The organism is Mesorhizobium sp. BH1-1-5 (assembly GCF_020165615.1).
In the GTDB taxonomy this organism is placed as follows: Bacteria; Pseudomonadota; Alphaproteobacteria; order Rhizobiales; family Rhizobiaceae; genus Mesorhizobium.
On record NZ_JAIUIM010000037.1, the window covers coordinates 22186 to 38575 of the forward strand.

The following is a 16390-nucleotide window of genomic DNA, read 5'->3' on the forward strand; positions in this document are numbered from 1 at the left end:
CGCCATGACGACAGCCAATCATCCCAGCGCCGTTCTGCCCGACACTGTCCTGATCATCGATTTCGGCAGCCAGTTCACGCAGCTCATCGCCCGCCGCATCCGCGAGAGCGGCGTCTTTTCCGAGATCGTGCCGTTCCAATCGGCCGAAGCCGCCTTCAAGCGCATCAACCCCAAAGCGGTGATCCTGTCGGGCGGCCCGGCCTCGACCACCGACATAGGCAGCCCGCGCGCGCCGCAGATCGTCTTCGACGCCGGCGTGCCGGTGCTCGGCATCTGCTACGGCCAGATGGCGCTCTGCGTGCAGATGGGCGGCGTCGCCGAAAGCTCCAACCATCGCGAGTTCGGCCGCGCCTTCGTCGAGATCGAGAAGGAGAGCCCGCTGTTCGAAGGACTGTGGGCGCCCGGCCAGCGCCACCAGGTGTGGATGAGCCATGGCGACCGTGTCATCGAACTGCCGCCGGGCTTCAAGGTGCTCGGCAAGTCGGAAAGTTCGCCCTTCGCCATCTTCGGCGACATCGAGCGTAAGATGTACGGCATCATGTTCCATCCGGAAGTGGTGCATACGCCGGACGGCGCCAGGCTCTTGAGAAACTTCGTCCACAACATCGCCGGCATCGAGGGCGACTGGACGATGCGCGCCTACCGCGAGCACGCCGTCGAAACGATCCGCAAGCAGGTCGGCAAGGGCAAGGTCATCTGCGCGCTCTCGGGCGGCGTGGACTCCTCCGTCGCAGCGCTGCTGATCCATGAAGCGATAGGCGACCAGCTGACCTGCATCCTCGTCGACCATGGCCTGATGCGCAAGGACGAGGCCAAAGGCGTGGTGGAGATGTTCCGCCAGCACTACAATCTGCCGCTGATCCTGGTCGACGCCTCCGATCGCTTCATCTCGGCGCTGGAAGGCGAGGCCGATCCCGAGAAGAAGCGTAAGACCATCGGCCGCCTGTTCATCGAAGTGTTCGAGGATGAGGCGAAGAAGCTCGGCGGCGCCGATTTCCTGGCGCAGGGCACGCTCTATCCCGACGTCATCGAAAGCGTCTCCTTCTCCGGCGGCCCGTCGGTGACGATCAAGTCGCACCACAATGTCGGCGGCCTGCCCGAGCGCATGAACATGAAGCTGGTCGAGCCGCTGCGCGAACTGTTCAAGGACGAGGTGAGGGCGCTCGGCAAGGAGCTCGGCCTGCCCGAAAGCTTCATCGGCCGCCATCCCTTCCCAGGCCCGGGCCTTGCCATCCGCTGCCCGGGCGGCATCACCCGCGAGAAGCTGGAAATCCTGCGCGAGGCCGACGCCATTTACCTCGACGAGATCCGCAAGGCCGGCCTCTACGACGCCATCTGGCAGGCCTTCGCGGTGCTGCTGCCGGTGCAGACGGTGGGCGTGATGGGCGACGGCCGCACCTATGAATTCGTCTGCGCGCTACGCGCCGTGACCTCGGTCGACGGCATGACGGCCGATTTCTACCACTACGACATGAACTTCCTGGGCGCGGCCGCCACCCGCATCATCAACGAGGTCAAGGGCATCAACCGCGTCGTCTACGACGTGACGTCGAAGCCGCCCGGCACGATCGAGTGGGAATGATTCAAACCCACTCCAACGCCGCCGGAAATACTCTAACATGCGATGTAACGTACTGAAAACAAAAATAAATCCGTTCGGCGTCAATCGGCGACAATCGGTGCGCAGAGATTCGCGGTGGCGGACCGCTTGACGGCCCTTCCGTGTATTGCTCGCTCGGATTTTCCAAAGTACCGTCTGTCCCCATGAGGCTCGTGACGGTACTTTTTTGCCTGTAACGCATTGAGAATAAAGGAGAGTTCCTGCCACGAGGCCCGAAACTGTACTGACGGTACTTTTTCAGGAGGCAATTGGAATGTTGACAGATGCCGCCCTTAAGGCTCTGAAACCAAGAGAGAAAATGTACAAAATTGCGGACCGGGACGGCATGTATGTTCGCGTCATGCCTAGCGGCGCAATCTCGTTTCGACTGGACTACAGGCTCAACGGACGGGGGACGCCAGTGTAAGCCGGGCCTAACCGACGGGGCTCGTTGGGCGGCGACGGCTAGCGATGAATATACGCGCTTGCTAATGTTTCTGTTACACATCCCTTAGGACGAAGCCAGGAGCAGGCGAGGTCAAGCGACCGCCGGCAGCAGAAGGGCCAAGAGCGCCACAGCGGCCATCGTCAGGCTCAAAGCCGTTCCGATCATGTCCCGCTGCAGCAATCGTACAAAGGCAATGCCAACAAGACCGGCCGCCGCTTTCACCAAGGCATCCCTGAAACGAGCATGCCGGCCTGGATCAATCAGTTGAAGCAACTCCAATATGCCGGCGGTGGTGCAGACAACCAACATTGTTCGGGCGAGCCGTATCGGGAAGCCAAAGCCCAGGACAAATCCGAACAGGACGTAGGCCAAGGCACGTTCCAGGTTCGCCTCTCCCAAATGTGGCCGCATCTGGATAGGCGACAGAGTGGCAAAGGTAATCGCCGCGAACAGAACGATAGCGCAAAGCGGGAAATCGAGATCATCATCTTGCATACAAGCGGTTGGCCGACGCCACAATGTGGGAACGAGCGCTACCCATAACGCATTGGATCCCAAGCGAAGTCTACAAATCCCTTGGTGTTGCCGTAGGACCACTGCGCTTCTACCCGATGGCTTGGTCCTCATAGGGTAGCGAACCGGTCGGAGAGCCGCCCTCGTTCGGTTGTCTAAGACAGCCAAACGGCCGACTTGAAGCGTGGGTTTAAGGTGAAGCATGATGTCAGCGATGGTCCTCAGGCGCGACTGCCGGCCTTCCAAATAGCCTTTCCATGCAGCCGGCCACCGCTGACGGACGCTAGCCAGAACGTGTCTTACCACGAAGGCCAACGACAACAGGGTAAGCGATGAAGGTCAGATCCTTTTCCCATCCAGTTCATGTGTTTGTCGGGCTTGGCTTTCCATGCGAGATATCGTCTGTGGCGGAAGCCTGTCAGGTGCTGGACGACTGGTCGGGCGCTCGCACATCGGCTCATGCAGTTTCATCGATAGTATGTCGGTCCGCCCTTGTCGGCACCGCCGACGTGGAAGTGGCACGCGTTGCGTTCGAAGCCTTTGCTCGCGCTCAAGGTATACTTGCGCCGGATGCTCTCGAATCGGCCACAAACAGTGAGATCGTTTCAGCGCTTCAGTAAAGCTGATATCCACGGCTCCGATTTCGCAAATCACCCCAGCAGATGCGCGCCGCGCACATGAAGGTTTTTGAGCCGATCGGGATCAGATCGTCGGGAAAATCACAGTCCGGTTTGCGCGGCGAAGCGGAAATTTCGTACCTTCGAGTCGCGTCGCGGAAAACTAGTGATCGCCATCGACCGACCGACGGGCGGCGCTTGGCTCGGCTGCAGGAAAATTGTTCCTGATCGTGCCGGCGAGCATGACCAAGCCGATAGGGGGCTTGGCGAGATAGCGCGCTTGCAACGCGCTGTTTCCAAACCACCTACTGGCGAGCTGGTCGACCAAAATCCTGTGTCACCCTTGATCGGCGGACCCGGCTATCAGCGTCTGGACCCTAGTTTAGCCACTGATTTGAGCGCGGCGCCTAGTGGCGACAAGAGGCGCCAGCGCTCCCATGACCCGCATCCCGAAGCCCTCATATTCGGCTCGATGAATTATCGTTCTTGTCCTGTCGTTGCCGGAGGCTCGATTGTCACCGTGAAAGCGCAGCAGAGCATAGCCGTAAGTAATATTTCCGGAGCGAGCTTCCCTCCGCAGCACTACCACGATTGTTTCGCGACGGCTCCCGCCGCAGGTTTCCAGCCAATGCATGCCTTCGCCCCGCGAACGTCCCAGCCTGAAAAATTGCCGCCCGACGCATACTTCGGTTTTGGGGGTCGTCAATCACGATGCCTAGCTATCGTGGCAGCGTCGAAGGCCGCTCGACCTTCGCTGCGAATGCCGCCGTAAGCACTTCGTCCCCGCCGCCCGAGAACATCTGCTCCCGATTGGCGCACCACCATTCGACCAGGCGGGTGAGGCCTTCGTCGAGGTCGATGGCTGCCTTGAAGCCCAACATCTTCTCTGCCTTGGACGTGTCAGCCAGGCGCCGTGAGACGGGGTTCACCTTGCGCTCGGGCCCGCACTCCGGCTTGAGGTTGGAGCCCATCACGCGCAGGAGCGAGCCGGCGAGGTCGTTCAGGCTGGTCTCTACGCCGCTGGCGACGTTGAACACATCGTCCTCCACGTCCGACAGCAGGGACAGAATGTTAGCTCGGGCAACGTCCTCGATGTAGACGAAGTCCATGGTGGTGGACCCGTCGCCGAGGATCAATGGCGGTTGGCCGGAAGTGATACGGTCCATCCAGCGGATCAGAACTTCGGTATACTTACCGTGGAGGTCCATGCGCGGGCCGTACACGTTGAAATAGCGCAGGGCCACGTAGGGCAGGCCGTACATGTCGTTGAACGAGCGCAATAGGCCTTCCAGCATGACCTTGCTGGCGCCGTACCAGGTGCGGTTGTTGTACGGATGGTGGCTCTCTTCGGTCGGGAAGTGGTCGGCCAGGCCGTAGATCGAGGCCGAGGACGCCGCGCAGATTTTCTTCACGCCCTTTGCCTGGGCGGCCTCAATGACGTTGTAGCTGCCGTCGCACATGACGCCGAGGGCTTCGCGAGGTTCGGCCGCGCAAGCGATGACCCTCAGGGTTGCCATATGGATGACGGCGTCCATGCCATCGGTGGCCTTGTGGACAGCCTTCACGTCGCGAATGTCGCCTTCGACGAGTTCGACGCGCGGGTCCAGCAGGGCGTTCTTGACGTTATGCAGGCTGCCGCGGACCAAATTGTCGAGGATCACGATCTTTTCCGGCGCGTGCTCCTTCAGCAGCAGGTCGATTGTGGTCGAGCCGATCAGACCGCAGCCGCCGGTCACCAGGATGCGAGAGCCTTCAAGTTTCATGTATTTCCCTGTCATCGGTTGGATTAGCCTTGGCAGGCTTGTTTCCGGTTGAGCGGGTCGCTCGTCAAACGCTTGCTTGTAATTCCTTGACCGCAGCCACGACCACGTCCTGCTGTTGCTCCGTGAACTCCGGGAACATGGGTAGGGAAAGAACTTCGGCAGCGGCCCTTTCGGCGTGCGGGAATTGACCCTGCTTGTAACCGAGGTCGGCGTAGGCGGGCAGCAGATGCACCGGAATCGGATAGTGGATGCCCGACTGGATCCCCTGAGCGTTCAGCGCCTCCTGCCAGCCGGCGCGGTCGGGCGTGCGAACGGCGTAGATGTGGTAGACGTGGCGCACATCGTTGCGAACGAAGGGAGTCGGCAGGCCGGTGCCGGCAAACATGGCATCATAGCGGGCGGCCGCGACACGGCGCTGTTCGGTCCACCGATCCAAATACTTGAGCTTCACGCGCAGGACAGAGCCCTGAAGGCCTTCCAGGCGGTAGTTATAGCCCTTGAGCTCGTGATGGTACTTCCGTTCGGCGCCCCAATCGCGCAGCATGCGGACCGCACGGTTGTGATCGGCGTTGTCGGTCGTCAGCATCCCGCCTTCGCCATAGGCGCCGAGGTTCTTGCCGGGATAGAAGCTGAAAGCTGCCATGTCGCCGATGGCGCCGACGCGCTTGCCTTTGTACTCCGCGCCGTGCGCCTGGCAGGCGTCCTCCAGCACCATCAGGCCGTACTTCCGGGCGATGGCCATGATCGGGTCCATATCAGCCGGCTGGCCGTAGAGGTGGATCGGGATGATCGCCTTCGTAGCCGGCGTGACCGCGGCTTCGATCTGGGCCGGGTCGATGGTGTAGGTCGCAGGATCGATATCGACCAGCACGGGTGTCGCGCCTGTGTAGTAAATGGCCGCCACCGTCGCAACGAAGGTGAAGGGGGAGGTGATCACCTCGTCGTCCGGCCCAATTCCGACGGCCAGCAAGCCCAGGTGTAGGGCGCTGGTACCGGTGTTGACGCCGATGCCGAAGGCCGCTTGCGAATATTCGGCGAATTCCTTTTCGAAATCAGCGACGTCGGCGCCCAAGGTGAACTGACAGGTCTCAAGGGTGCGCTGAATGGCGGCATCTACCTCGAGCTTGATCGAGGCGTACTGGGTTTTCAGATCAACGAAAGGGATCATGTTACGCAGCGTCTTTGCGTCGCAGGTGAATGGTTTCGCCACGCCCGCGCATCGAACTGGTGGCGGCCTCGATGATCTCCACCACACGCAAGCCAAGCCGCCCATCGGCGGTCGGAACCTTCCTTTCGATGATGCAGTCGATCCACTCCTGGCCGGCGATGCGCAGGGCCTCGGCGGAGTCGAGCTTGGGCGCCCACATGTCGCCCGTCCGGTAGCCGACGCGCATCTCGTGGATCTTGGCAGGATCGTCGGTGAAGGAGACGCCCTTGTCGTAGACCTTGACCTTCTCGGAGGGCTCCAGATCGTCGTAGGTGATCATTTTGTTGGAGCCGCCGACCAGGATGTTGCGCACCTTCACTGGAGCGAGCCAACTGACGTTGATGTGCGCAATCATTCCAGAGTCGTAAAACAGCGAGATGTAGGCAAGGTTTTCCGGGGTGCCGGGAAAATGATTGATACCGCTGGCCGAAACCGCGTTCGGATGCTCGTGGAACAGGTGATCGATGATCGCGAAGTCGTGGACTGCCAAGTCAGAGATGACGTTGACGTCCTTCTGGAAGAGGCCCAGGTTCACTCGAGTGGCGTCGTAGTAATAAATCTGGCCGAGGTCGCCGGCAGCGACGATCTCGCGCATCTTCCGGACCGCGCCGGTATAGATGAAGGTATGATCGACAATCAGGGTCAATCCACGCCTGTCGGCCTCATTGACCAGCATCCTGGCCTGCAGCGAGGTTTCGGTCATCGGCTTTTCGAGCCAGAGATGTTTGCCGGCTTTCAGCGCTGCCATCCCCAGTTCGAAGTGGCTATTGACTGGCGTCGCCACAGCAATTGCGTCGATCTCGGGATCCTGGAACAGGGCCTGGACGTCGCCGGTGGTTTGGACACCCGGATAGCGGCGCTCCACCAACTCGCGCTTCTTTGGGTCCAGGTCGGCGACAATGCGGACCCGGGCATGGGGAAGCTCCATGAAGTTGCGTAGGAGGTTCGGCCCCCAGTAGCCGTAACCGATGATACCGATATTGATCATTTTGGCCTGCCCTTCACCCGCACCCCACCCGCCGGAATCTTGGAGGCCCCGTTGGACGCCTGTCGCGGTTGAGAAGGAAGCGCCCGTTGATCGCTCAACGTCGTACCGTCTCGACCTCTTCAGATTGTCAGTTTGAAGCGACGCGGCCATGCGGTCACTATGGCCGTTGGGTCATCAAGACCCAGCCAGGATCATCCAGCAGGCGAGGGCAGGCGCCGGAACCTACCTCAAACGATTAGGGGTCAGCCAGCCTTTGCGGATCTTGCGTCTCCGACCACGCGAGCCGGTACGCCGGCAGCAATGGCAAAATCGGGGATATCACGCGTGACGACGGCGCCAGCGCCGATCAGTGCCCGCTCGCCGATGGTCACGCCCGGAGTGATAGTAACGTTGGAACCGATGGAGGCGCCCTTCTTGACCAGGGTCGGCTCGACCTTCCAGTCGGCTTCACTCTGTGCGCTTCCATCCAGGTTGGTGGCTCGGGGAAGGCGGTCATTGGTGAACATCACCCCGTGGCCGATGAAGACCTCGTCCTCGATGGTTACGCCCTCGCAAATGAAGGTATGCGAGGAGATCTTACAGCGCTCGCCGACGTAGGAATTCTTCTGAATCTCCACGAAGGCGCCGATACGCGAGCCGTTTCCGACCTCGCAGCCATAAAGGTTCACCAGATTGGGGTGGTGGATCACGACCTCGCCACGCAGCACCACACTATCCGAAATCGGCATCGCTTTCCCCTGGAGTTGTCTGTCCCGCGCCACCTGCAAATAGGACGCCACCCTTGGCGCGATGCTGAAAGATTGGGTGGCAGCGCTCGGCGACAGTTTTATGTAACTTGCCTCGTCGCTTGGCAAGACTTGGCCACTCGGGATAACAAGCTTGGGCAGGCTGGGTTGGGGAAGGGATGCCGTAGACAATGCAATCTAAGACCGAGCCCTCCGAGCCCGAGGTGGCGCGTATGCGTCACAACTACGACGAGTTTCAAAGCCTTCGAGGTGAGGCTGAGCGCTGCCTCAAGGCTAGCGACCTCAATTCCGCGGCGGCCTATGTGGAGGCGGCGGCCACGCTTGCACGCAAGCGGCACTGTGGCTTCTATCGGTCCGAACCTCTTGAGCACGTACTGGTCGAGATCGCGCGACGGACGCTCGTCAAGGGGACTGAAGCCGCGCGACCAGCGCGGACGAAGATCAGCCGTGTGCTGCACGTTGCCACCGCTCTGAACGAGGTCGGTGGCTTGACGCGGATGATGCGCCGCTGGATCGCCGCCGACGAGGGGCGTCATCACTCCCTGGCCCTGTTGCGTCATCCCGGGGCGCCGCCGGCGTCGGTGCGCCGGGCTGTGGAGGCTCGCAGCGGCCAGATCCATGTGATCGGGGCGACACGCGGCGGACCGGTAGAATGGGCCAGCGCGCTCCGGAAGTTGTCGCTCGATTTCGACTTAGTCGTCCTGCACGTCAGCAACGAGGAGCCGACGCCGGCCATAGCGTTCGCTGACGAGCGCAACCGACCGCCCGTGGTGCTGGTCAACCACGCCGACCACGCCTTCTGGGTCGGGCTCTCCGTGTGCGACCTGATCGCCAGTTCGCGCGCGTCGGGCGAGCGGCTGGTGGTCGAACGGCGCGGGATCCCGGCGGAACGTCACGCCATCCTGCCGATCCAGATCGATCCGCCGATTCGCAGGCACAGCCGGGCCGATGCGCGTCAGAAGCTAGGCCTTCCGACCGGCGGGCCGCTTCTGGTTTCCGTGGCCCGCGGCGTGAAATACCGCACGATGGGCGGGGTGTCGTTCGCCGACATGCATGTCGAGGCGCTTCTGGCCCGTCCCGATGCGCGTTTGTTGGTCGTAGGGCCTGGGGAGCCTCCCGACTGGCAAGAGGCCATAGCGGCGACCGGCGGGCGGATCATGGGGCGGCCGGAGACGCCCGATCCTTCGGTCGCCTTCGAGGCGGCGGACGTCTATCTCGACTCCTACCCCTTCGTATCGATTACCTCGATGCTGGAAGCCGGCGGGCTGGGCGCGCCCTGCGTGACGCTTTTTCCCTATCTGTCAGATGCGAACGTCATGAGCACCGATATGCCCGGGCTGGCGCCGACCATTGGCTTCGCCACCTCGATGGCGGACTACAACCGCATTCTGTCGGACTGGCTCGCCGACCCCGAGACCCTGCTGCGCCGGGGCTGTGAGACGGCGGCCAACGTCAAGCGGCTGCACACCACGCCGAATTGGCTTGAAAGCCTGGAGGCGCTATACGCGAGGGCCCTGGCGATCCCGCCAGTCACGCCGCTGCACGAGAAAGGTGCGCCCGCGGACGAGGAATTCTATGACGGTTATCCGGACATCCTGCTCAACGAGGTGTTCGGCGAGTTCGATAGCGTCGAGGCTATCCTGAAGCGTTCTCTGCGCCTGATGTCGCTGCCGGAACGGCTCCGGGTATGGCGACGCCTGGCGCGGACCAGGACTTTCGACGGGCCATGGGACGCAGTCCGCAACCTGCTGCCCGAATGGCTGCCCCGGTTCGTGAACCCGCTGAAGGGCGGCAGCAGCTAGATACGAGGTTTCAACACCATGGGTTGCCCGGCCGGCGCGTCATGGGGCGTCAGAACCCAAGCGTCTGCTCGGCCGTATCGGCGGGCTCTTGGGCAGCCTCGATGAGATCAGCGGCTGCCATCTCGACCAGATGTGCCGAACGGTCGACCTCATCAAGGCGCCGCATAATCCGAAAGCGAAGACGCACAAGCTTATGGAGCTCGGCACGCTTCTCTCCAATGGTCAGAAGGTCAAACAACGCGTCGACTGCTCCTTAGCGCTCGGTGATGTCTCGGCTAATTGTCTCTCAGAGGTAATTTCCTCGCGACATCGCCATAGGGCTGGCAGCCACACACGAACGACGTACTCCGTGCGACCATGGGGGCCCCTTTCGCTGTACGACCCGGGGGTACTCCATCTATCTGGCGGTCAACGCCTGAAACCGGAAACTAATGCTTCGCTGTCCGAGCGGTCCACGGGACACTGGTCATTGCCATCGATCCCCGGGCCCCAGAGGGCTGGCGATGACCGCAGACCAAAAGTTCAGCTGCTTGTCTTGGTCTCGGCCAACTCGGCAAGTGCCTTCTCAATGCTGTCGACCGAAGCGTCCATCCGGCCGATGACGACAAGGATCGCGTAGCTCAGCAAAGCTATCTTCCCCCTCGCGCTGCTGGTCTTTGCGGCTGCGATGTCAAAGTTACGGAACGTCATGGGATGACCTCAACGGTTAAGCTCCAGCGTGGAAACATGTCCGGCCTGGGGAGGTTCCGAGACTGTTCGCGACAGCCTGTTACATGGTGTCAGGGAGCGCAGCGTGGTCCCCTCCGCTCAGGGGTGAGCTTCGCCCTCATCATCGCCATCCTGTTTGGGTGCTGTGATGGGCGCATCTGAGACGCCTTGGCCCAAGACAGATTGATCTTCAGAGGCGGCCAGCACCGCCATTGTCCGGTACCAGACACCCTGAGCACGCACGACAGCTTGAATTGGGCCGCCGTTCGGGCAAGCCATCGCGCTTTACACCTTTTGATTTAGAGGCTTACCTTTTTATTCTAATGAACAATTTTCGCTCGACGTGGTAAGGCTACCGGGCGCTGCGGCTCGACATGGTGTCGTTGGCGCTGAATATCATAGCTGGCATGAGGCTTGCTGTTCGATTTTGGTAAAAGAACAGAGGGCGAAATTGGATATGCTTGGGCGAGCGCCGAGTATTCTGATGCGGGCTGCCCGCGCATTCGGTGTCGAAAGGCGTCATCTCGTCGGCCCACGCATGGTCGTTGAGCGTGAAGGGATGGCCGTTATGGGCCGACGCGTGCGCCGTTCCGGGGGCCGGATCTTGGCCTATCATTCGGTCGGCCAGCCGCTTATGGATCATAACGACGTGCCGCCGAAGCTGTTCCGTCGTCACTTGGAATGGGCTGCGGCGCGGGGCTACCGATTCGTCCCGGCCTCGGAGATCGCGCGGACGGGGGGCGACCCGATGGACCTCGCCATCACCTTCGACGACGGCCTGCGCAGCGTGATGACCGAGGCCGCACCGATCCTGAAGGACTTCGCAGCGCCGTGGAGCCTGTTCGTGGTCACCGACTGGAGCGATGGCTCCTCGCCCTGGACCACCGACGAGGTTCTGGGCTGGCGCGATCTGGAGCGCCTGGCTGCTGACGGCGCCGAAATAGGCAGCCACTCCGCGACCCATCCCGATTTTGGACAGCTGGACGGCCCCATCGCCCGCGAGGAACTGGACCGCTCGCGCTACATGATCGAGGCCCGGCTCGGCTTTGCGCCGACGTCGTTCGCAATCCCGCTCGGCCAGTCAGCCAACTGGACGCCGGTCGCCATGCGGGAGGCCAAGGCAGCAGGCTATGATCTGGTCTACGCCCAGGCCGAGGAGACGCGTTCGGCTGGCACCATTGCGCGGACCTTCATAACGCGCTTCGACAACATGCGTGTATTTTCGGCGGCCCTCTCGGGCGTCTTCGATCGGTGGGAGGAGTGGGGGTGAGCCCGGCGCGCATCGTTTCGGTCGTCGTCCCGACCCGCGACCGTCCGCAGTTCTTGGACCAGGCGCTGGCGAGCATCCGCGCACTGGAAGGAGCGGACTTGGCGTTCGAGATTCTGGTTGGCGACAACGGTTCCAACCACGACGCCACCGGCACAGTGGCGCAGGCCCACGGCGCGCAGCACTTCATCGTGACGACGGCGGGCGCCGGCGCCGCGCGCAACGCGGCGATGCGGGCGGCCACGGGGGAGTTCCTGGCCTTTCTGGACGACGACGACGTCTGGACCGAGCAACATGTACGGTCGCACTTGCTACTCTTCGACCGCCAGCCAGAGGTCGAGGCGGTCTTCGGTCAGGTGGTGATGACCGATCCTGATTTGCGGCCGATCGCGTCACCGATCCCCGATAACGTCCGCCCCGACGGCGACCATCTGAAGATGATGCTGGACGGCTATTTCCCGCAGATCGGCGCCACGATGGCGCGTATCGGGGTACGCGATGCCTACGGTTATTTTGACGAGACCCTGCTGGCTGATCAGGACTGGGATTGGCATTTGCGCGTCGCCGGAGGGGCACATATGGAGCATGTGGCCGTGCCTTGCGTCTTGTTCCGCCAGCGTCCATCAGGCTCCTACGACGCCTTGGTTCTGAGCCGGATTCCCTATACGCGCAAGGTGTTCATGCGGCATGCCATGCCCGCCTGGCGCAAGTGGCGCTCCCCGAAAGAGTGGCTGCATTCCTATTTCGCCACGCTCTTGGGATTCTACACCTATTTCGCCGATGCAGCGGTGGAGCGGGCGGCCAAGGGGGATGCGAAGGGCGTGCGGTTCGCGGTGCGTCATGCGCTGCTGGTGTTTCCGTTCCGGGCGGTACGGCATCTCGTGGCGCCGACGCCGTTGCGCGCGGCGTTCTTCTGGTCAATCGGCCTCGGCGCCCGCCCGCCGGCCGCCAAGGACGCGGCGCTGCACTGACAGGCGTAAACCTGAAGGATCTTATGGGCATGCAGGACGCCAAGAACGCGCCGAAGATTGGCCCCGGTGCCCCGGTCATCAGCATCGTCATCGCCACGCACAACCGCAGCCACGACGTCCTGGAGAACGTCGACGCCCTGCTGCCGCAATGCGTTGGCGAGCCGGTGGAAGTCATCGTCATCGACAGCGCCTCGGCGCCAACGCACGCCGAGGTGCTGAGGAATCTGAAGGGACATGAGGGACTGAGCCTCATCCGACTCGACGAGCCTGGTGTCGCCCGGGCGCGCAACGCGGGTTTCAAGGCCGGCAAGGGCGAATGGATTGCACTGTTGGACGACGACGCTGTGCCGCGCCTCGGCTGGGTTGAGGCGGCGATCGCCCATGCGGCCCGTTGTGACGTCCAGACCGCCATCTTGGCCGGGCGGGTGATCCCGCGCTGGCCCGACGACGCCGGCAGCCTTGAAATACCGCCGAGCCGGCTCGGGCCCCGCGCGCGCCTGTTGTTGTCGGTGGTCGATGAGGACGGCTTCCGGGACACCACCGATCACCCCATAGGCGTCGGCGCCAACATGTTGTTCCGCCGCAGCGTGCTGGAAGCCCATGGTGGGTTCGACGTCACGACCGGTCGGGTCGGCTCGAACCTGGCCAGCGGGGAAGAGGCCCAGATGATGACCGACCTGATTGGGGCCGGCTATCGCTGCTGGTACTCGGATGCTTTCGTAGTGGACCACAAGGTCCATGCCGGCCGTCTGACGCGCGCATGGCTCGCGGAGCGCGCCCGCAAGGAAGGCGAGGTGGAACTGAGGGGCTTGAAAACGCAGGGCCAGAAGGTCGCGCGCGCGATCAAGATGCTCATCGCCATCCCGATGCTGGCCGCGCTCCAGATCCTCGATCGGCCGGAACACGAATATTACCTGCGCCTGAACCACAACCTTGGCCTGCTGCGAAAGCTGTTCGCCCCGGCAGGCTGAGAGGCTCAGGCGGCGGCCGGCGCAGCTTTCTGCGGCGCCCGGTGGGCCCAGGCCATGATTGGTCGTTCAAAGAATCGCCAGGAGACGGTCGCCAGGCCGATGGTCAACACGAGTTCGATGGGAGCCGAGATCCAATCCGGCGCTTCGAACACGACGCCGAACTTCCGGGCCGCTGCCTCGACGTTGTAGAAATGAATGAACTCGTGGAAAATGTAACAGCCATAGCTAATGCGTCCCAGGTTGCGCAGGGGCCAGGCCTCCAGAAGGGCGACGAAACGCGAGGTCTGGTTCTCCGCGATCTCGAAGACAAGAAACGCGGCTGTAGCCGCGACTGCCGGCGCATAGAAGCGCCAGACGACCTCGTCCTTGAGAACAGTGAGGGGCACGATGAGAAGGGCGAGCGCGACGATGGCCTGGGCCGGCATGGAGATCAGCCATGCCGGCGCCCGCCGGTCGAGGCTCAGTCCTGCTAGGCCACCCAAGGCGAGATAACCAAAGCCGGTCAGGGGATCGAGGCCAATGACCCTGGCCGATACTCCGGCCCATCCGAGGCCCGCCTGAGTGACGAGACCCAAAACCACGAAGGCAACGCAGATGTGTCGGGCGGCCTTGCTGGGGGTGAACAGCAGCAAGGGTGCAAACACCAGATAGAATTGCTCTTCGATCGCCAGCGTCCAGAAGTGGTTGAAATGGCCCACCCAGTGGTCGGTCGTGAACACATAGATGTTCGTGGCGTAGAGCAGCATGGCCAGAGGCGCGCCGCCTTCGAAGCCATCGAAGTGAACGAACAGCGAGGCAATCAGGAAGAAGCCTATCGTCGCGTAGTAAATGGGGAATATCCTGGCCGAGCGCCGAAGATAGAAGCGCCCTAGACCCGCAAGCGTGGTCGTCTCGCCCGCCTCGACCGCCACCCGCGTGCGAGCCAGGATACGGGTGATCAAGAGGCCGCTCAGCGCGAAGAAGAGCATTACCCCGTCGCCGCCAAGGGATCCATACGTCCCTTGATGAAACTTGTGGCTGATGAATACGAAGATGAAGGCGATCGCGCGGAGGCCGTCGAAACCCTTGATGCGGCGTTCGTCGTCGAGTCGCATCGGCCCTAGCTCCGCCCGCATCTATCGCGTCGCCCTTTGCCGGCCGGGGTCAAGGCAGCGGTCGCGCTGCTGGCCTCGGCGCCCTCCCGTGCGGTCAATCTCGCGCCCAGCCGCAGGAACGGCCGCTCAAAGAAATGCCAGGAGAGCGTCGCCAACGCGACGGTGATGAAAAGCTCCAGGGCCGGTTGCACGATAAGCGGCGCGTCGATGTCGACGTGCAGCTTATGGAACACCGCCTGGACGTCGTAGTAATGGACGAATTGGTGCAGTACATAGAAGGCATAGCTCACCCGGCCGAGCGAGCGCAGCGGCCACAGGTTTAGGAAAGCCACGATCGGCGTCTGCTGGTTGCGGGCGATCTGGAACAGAAACAGTCCGGCAACCGTGCAGGTCAGCGGTCCCCAGATGTTCCATGTGTCCCGGAAGTATCCGAAGATCAGCGGAATCGCGATCAGCGCCAGGCCAGCTGCTGCCTGGGCTTGCGCGCTAACCAGCAACGCGGGCGGCTTGAAGTTCTTCAAGGAGGCGATAAAGCCACCGACGCCGAGCATGCCGAACGCGATCAGCGGATCGACGTGGATGGCGTTCGGGTGGGTCTTCACCGACACTAGCCAAGCCAGCATGGCCGCGCCGGCGAGCATGAAGCCGATGCAAATCCGAGCCAGGTATTTGCGCGGGGTGAACAGCAGGATCGGTGCGAAAAGCAGGTAGAACTGTTCCTCCGCCGACAGTGACCAGAGGTGACCGAAATGGCCGTGGTCTCCAGTCGGCGTCATCCAGAAATAGATGTTGGTGCCATAGAAGGCGTAGATCGTCGCTTCGATGCGCGAGAAGCCGACGAATGAGGTGAACAGCGACCCCAGCGCGAAAACGCCGAGACAGGCGTAATAAAGCGGGAAGATGCGCAGGCTGCGGCGCAGATAGAAGTCACCCATCGACCGCCAACTCGACTGGGTACCGGCTTCGACCTTTCCGCGCATCTCCGAGAGGATTGATGAGATGAGCATGCCGCTGAGCACGAGAAAAAGCCAGACGCCGACGGAGCCATAGGAATCGTGGTGCGGCAATGTCGTCTTGTGGCTGATGAAGACCATCAGAACGGCGATCGCCCGCACGCCGTCGAAGCCGGCGATACGGTCTTCCACCGGCCGGCCGACGGCCCGGGCCGGTCGGACGGCGAAAATCGCACGCTGATCGATCGCAGTCATAGATCAATACTCGAGCCGATGCTCCGGAACCGAGACCACCCCCAAGGCGGTCAGGCTTTCTGGATTATAAGCGCCCAACCCTCTCTCCCATCAATTCGACCAGAAGGCGTAGCCTCCGGGGGCGACCATCCATGCCTGCGTCACGCCAGATCGAGATTCTGAAAAATCTTCTTTAGGCAGCCGCCGAACGGTCCACTCGATGTGGCGAGTCCTTCTGCAGCGAGCGATCGTCGGCGCGCGTCTTGTCCGATTGATAGGATCAAATTAGAGCACGCTAAACTGGCGCGGAGCGCCCGCTGCGTGGCGGTCATGCATCATATTAGACTTAAGTAATTGTAGATCGCGCCGTCTCACAATGGAACAGCGCGGTTTGTGCCGCATTGGCCGCGGGCGGCTCCGACACTCAGGCAACTATCCCAACCCAGGTCGGAGTCGCCACTCTTCCTGCCACTAACCGTTGAGTCAACGCTTGCTAGAGATCACTTCT

General features: G+C 62.1%; 14 protein-coding genes and 1 pseudogene. 7 read left to right on the forward strand and 8 right to left on the reverse strand.

The features are described from left to right. Positions 1 to 4: 4 nt before the first annotated feature. Positions 5 to 1582, forward strand: a complete 1578-nt coding sequence (gene guaA / locus LB572_RS31620) for a glutamine-hydrolyzing GMP synthase (protein ID WP_140807647.1) — start codon at positions 5 to 7, stop codon at positions 1580 to 1582. A 292-nt stretch (positions 1583 to 1874) separates the two neighbouring features. Further along, positions 1875 to 2012 (forward strand): annotated as a pseudogene (locus LB572_RS31625) (Arm DNA-binding domain-containing protein); the annotation flags it as partial. Positions 2013 to 2138: 126 nt separating this feature from the next. On the opposite strand, the gene LB572_RS31630 reads toward LB572_RS31625, so the two are convergent. Further along, entirely contained in the window at positions 2139 to 2543 is a 405-nt protein-coding gene (locus LB572_RS31630) for a VanZ family protein (RefSeq protein WP_224670545.1), read from the reverse strand. Between the two features lie 350 nt (positions 2544 to 2893). On the opposite strand from LB572_RS31630, the gene LB572_RS34775 reads away from it, so the two are divergent. Continuing rightward, complete coding sequence (locus LB572_RS34775; protein ID WP_224670546.1) at positions 2894 to 3181, forward strand: DUF982 domain-containing protein; 288 nt, start codon at positions 2894 to 2896, stop codon at positions 3179 to 3181. A gap of 716 nt (positions 3182 to 3897) precedes the next feature. Here LB572_RS34775 and LB572_RS31640 read toward each other — a convergent pair. The 4 genes from LB572_RS31640 to LB572_RS31655 form a co-directional block, all read right to left on the reverse strand. Next, entirely contained in the window at positions 3898 to 4941 is a 1044-nt protein-coding gene (locus tag LB572_RS31640; protein ID WP_224670547.1) for an NAD-dependent epimerase/dehydratase family protein, read from the reverse strand. 64 nt (positions 4942 to 5005) lie between these two features. Further along, positions 5006 to 6109, reverse strand: coding sequence for a DegT/DnrJ/EryC1/StrS family aminotransferase (locus LB572_RS31645; RefSeq protein WP_224670564.1), 1104 nt, complete (start codon positions 6107 to 6109; stop codon positions 5006 to 5008). Position 6110: 1 nt separating this feature from the next. Next, positions 6111 to 7136, reverse strand: a complete 1026-nt coding sequence (locus tag LB572_RS31650; RefSeq protein WP_224670548.1) for a Gfo/Idh/MocA family protein — start codon at positions 7134 to 7136, stop codon at positions 6111 to 6113. Between the two features lie 242 nt (positions 7137 to 7378). After that, on the reverse strand, positions 7379 to 7864 hold the full coding sequence (locus tag LB572_RS31655) for an acyltransferase (protein WP_224670549.1): 486 nt from the start codon (positions 7862 to 7864) through the stop codon (positions 7379 to 7381). Between the two features lie 188 nt (positions 7865 to 8052). Here LB572_RS31655 and LB572_RS31660 point away from each other — a divergent pair, with 188 nt between their 5' ends. Further along, complete coding sequence (locus LB572_RS31660; RefSeq protein WP_224670550.1) at positions 8053 to 9684, forward strand: glycosyl transferase family 1; 1632 nt, start codon at positions 8053 to 8055, stop codon at positions 9682 to 9684. Between the two features lie 49 nt (positions 9685 to 9733). On the opposite strand, the gene LB572_RS31665 is transcribed toward LB572_RS31660, so the two are convergent. After that, positions 9734 to 9922 carry a hypothetical protein gene (locus LB572_RS31665; protein WP_224670551.1) on the reverse strand — a complete coding sequence of 63 codons (189 nt, stop codon included), beginning with the start codon at positions 9920 to 9922 and terminating at the stop codon, positions 9734 to 9736. A gap of 1074 nt (positions 9923 to 10996) precedes the next feature. On the opposite strand from LB572_RS31665, the gene LB572_RS31670 reads away from it, so the two are divergent. From LB572_RS31670 to LB572_RS31680, 3 genes are read left to right on the forward strand one after another with little or no spacing between them, the layout of a single operon-like run. Next, entirely contained in the window at positions 10997 to 11662 is a 666-nt protein-coding gene (locus tag LB572_RS31670; protein ID WP_224670552.1) for a polysaccharide deacetylase family protein, read from the forward strand. Beyond that, the gene (locus LB572_RS31675) at positions 11659 to 12630 is read left to right on the forward strand and encodes a glycosyltransferase family 2 protein (protein WP_224670553.1); all 972 of its coding nucleotides are present in this window, start codon (positions 11659 to 11661) and stop codon (positions 12628 to 12630) included. Before LB572_RS31670 ends, LB572_RS31675 begins: the two co-directional genes overlap by 4 nt. Positions 12631 to 12659: 29 nt before the next feature. Beyond that, positions 12660 to 13601, forward strand: a complete 942-nt coding sequence (locus tag LB572_RS31680; RefSeq protein WP_224670554.1) for a glycosyltransferase family 2 protein — start codon at positions 12660 to 12662, stop codon at positions 13599 to 13601. Positions 13602 to 13606: 5 nt separating this feature from the next. Here LB572_RS31680 and LB572_RS31685 read toward each other — a convergent pair whose 3' ends face one another. Beyond that, positions 13607 to 14695, reverse strand: a complete 1089-nt coding sequence (locus tag LB572_RS31685; RefSeq protein ID WP_224670555.1) for an acyltransferase family protein — start codon at positions 14693 to 14695, stop codon at positions 13607 to 13609. A gap of 5 nt (positions 14696 to 14700) precedes the next feature. Continuing rightward, positions 14701 to 15903 carry an acyltransferase family protein gene (locus LB572_RS31690; protein WP_224670556.1) on the reverse strand — a complete coding sequence of 401 codons (1203 nt, stop codon included), beginning with the start codon at positions 15901 to 15903 and terminating at the stop codon, positions 14701 to 14703. Positions 15904 to 16390 lie beyond the last annotated feature (487 nt).